This is a genomic window from Rhizobium sp. 01T417 (assembly GCF_056398905.1).
Genome location: NZ_JBFTQH010000110.1, coordinates 1 through 1,907, shown reverse-complemented (window position 1 = coordinate 1,907; position 1,907 = coordinate 1). Strand labels below are relative to the sequence as shown.

The following is a 1,907-nucleotide window of genomic DNA, read 5'->3' as shown; positions in this document are numbered from 1 at the left end:
CGGCCCTGGCTCTTCAGAAGCTTGCGCATGAGGCGCTTGGCCGCCTTGGCATTGCGGCGGCTTTGCACAAGAACCTCCAGAACAAAGCCGTCCTGGTCGACGGCACGCCAGAGCCAATGCTCCTCGCCACGGATCGAAACGACGACCTCATCGAGGTGCCACTTGTCACCGAACCCACCGGAAGACTGGCGACGGATCTCCTTGGCGAAGGTCCGCCCGAATTTCTCCGTCCACAATCGGACCGTCTGATGCGAGACAATGATCCCACGCGAAGCCAGCATGTCCTCGACCATCCGCAGGCTGAGGGGAAAACGGAAATAGAGCCACACTGCGTGGGCTATGATATCGGCAGGAAAGCGATGGCGGCGATAAAGCGGATCACGGTTCGTCATCGCACATCGAAGTCCACGTTTCGTTAAGTTGACAATGCCCTTGTTTGCAAGGCTGATATCGGCTATATATCCTGATATAATACGGAGGCTGGCCATGAGCAACGCCGCACAGAAGAGAGCGATCCAGAATTACCGCGCGCGCCTGACGCAGCGCGGCTTCAAGCGTTTCGAGATCATGGCGCTGGAATCCGACCGCGAACTGATCCGGTCGCTTGCACGGCAACTGGCCGACGAGGGGCCTGAAGCGGAGCAGGCGAGGCAGGCGGTGAAGGCTCTCGTTGCAGGTGAACCGCCGAAACTTGGCGGTATCCTGTCGGCGCTCCGACGCTCGCCACTTGTCGGCGCTGATCTCGACCTGTCTCGTCCGAGCGAGGAAGGGCGCAAGGTCGATCTGTGACACGTTATCTCCTCGACACGAACATCATCAGCAATATCGTCAAGCCGCAACCTTCGGAACTGCTGCTCGCTTGGTGGGCTGAGCAGCGCGACGAAGATCTGTTCGTCGCCTCGCTGACAATTGCCGAAATTCGACGCGGCATTCTGGAAAAGCCCCGCGGCAAGAAGAGGGACGTGCTTGACGCCTGGTTCTCTGGGCCGGAAGGTCCGCAGGAATTGTTCGCCAATCGTATCCTTCCGTTCGACGACAAGGCTGCCCTGATCTGGGCGCGATTGATGGCCGAAGGCAAAGCCGCAGGTCGTCCGCGCAGCGCGCTCGATATGATCATCGCTGCCGTCGCGGGGGCCAACGATTGTGTGGTGGTCACGGACAACGAAAAAGACTTCGAGGGGCTCCAGATCGTCAACCCCTTGCGACTTGGAGCCGGAGGGGAAGGGAAGTGACGGCGACTGCGCCTGCTCCGACAGGATACGAACTCATCGGCCTCACTGAAAGCGGCGGCGTTGGTGATCTACTGGCTGGCCTTGATCAAAAGCGGGGCGCATCCGGCTTCAAGCGTTGATCTCCGAATGGCTGCGGATGGAAAACGTCGTCGTGTTGACCGGATCGGGAACCTCGGTTTCCGCCGGCGGAAAAACCATGGCCAATCTCGAGGTTGCGGTCTTCGAGACCATTGAAGCGGTCGATTGTCTACTCGAAAGAGTGATCGAGTTCGACACCGCCAGCCTCCAGTTTGTGCCGCCCGTTGCCACTGCAGAGATCATACCATTTCCGTCGCATCGGCGGGGAACACCTGCGCGCAACCGCGATCATCCGGCGCCGGCAGTTTAACCGGACGTCCCTTGACCCGCTCTATATTGAGGGCATTGTCAGGCGGTCCGATTGTGGACGGAGAAATTCGGGCGGACCTTCGCCAAGGAGATCCGTCGCCAGTCTTCCGGTGGGTTCGGTGACAAGTGGCACCTCGACGAGGTCGTCGTTTCGATCCGTGGCGAGGAGCATTGGCTCTGGCGTGCCGTCGACCAGGACGGCTTTGTTCTGGAGGTTCTTGTGCAAAGCCGCCGCAATGCCAAGGCGGCCAAGCGCCTCATGCGCAAGCTTCTGAAGAGCCAGGGCCG

General features: G+C 60.0%; 4 protein-coding genes and 1 pseudogene. 4 read left to right on the top strand and 1 reads right to left on the bottom strand.

Annotated features, from left to right (window positions below; genetic code table 11):
- On the bottom strand, positions 1–392 hold a 392-nt coding region (locus AC1DPR_RS31745; protein WP_477817994.1), incomplete at its 3' end, for an IS6 family transposase.
- 94 nt (positions 393–486) lie between these two features.
- Here AC1DPR_RS31745 and AC1DPR_RS31740 point away from each other — a divergent pair.
- From AC1DPR_RS31740 to AC1DPR_RS31725, 4 genes and pseudogenes are all read left to right on the top strand, one after another.
- Entirely contained in the window at positions 487–789 is a 303-nt protein-coding gene (locus AC1DPR_RS31740; protein ID WP_477817993.1) for a hypothetical protein, read from the top strand.
- The gene (locus AC1DPR_RS31735; RefSeq protein WP_477817992.1) at positions 786–1,232 is read left to right on the top strand and encodes a PIN domain-containing protein; all 447 of its coding nucleotides are present in this window, start codon (positions 786–788) and stop codon (positions 1,230–1,232) included. The genes AC1DPR_RS31740 and AC1DPR_RS31735 overlap by 4 nt, the downstream gene beginning before the upstream one ends.
- 136 nt (positions 1,233–1,368) lie before the next feature.
- A complete protein-coding gene (locus tag AC1DPR_RS31730; RefSeq protein ID WP_477817991.1) occupies positions 1,369–1,620 on the top strand; it encodes a hypothetical protein in 252 nt (83 codons plus the stop codon).
- Positions 1,621–1,659: 39 nt separating this feature from the next.
- Positions 1,660–1,907 (top strand): annotated as a pseudogene (locus AC1DPR_RS31725) (DDE-type integrase/transposase/recombinase); the annotation flags it as partial.

Coding starts and splice junctions, on each gene's coding strand:
- AC1DPR_RS31730 (WP_477817991.1), top strand. CDS start 1,369: ATGGAAAACGTCGTCGTGTTGACCGGATCGGGAACCTCGGTTTCCGCC.
- AC1DPR_RS31740 (WP_477817993.1), top strand. CDS start 487: ATGAGCAACGCCGCACAGAAGAGAGCGATCCAGAATTACCGCGCGCGC.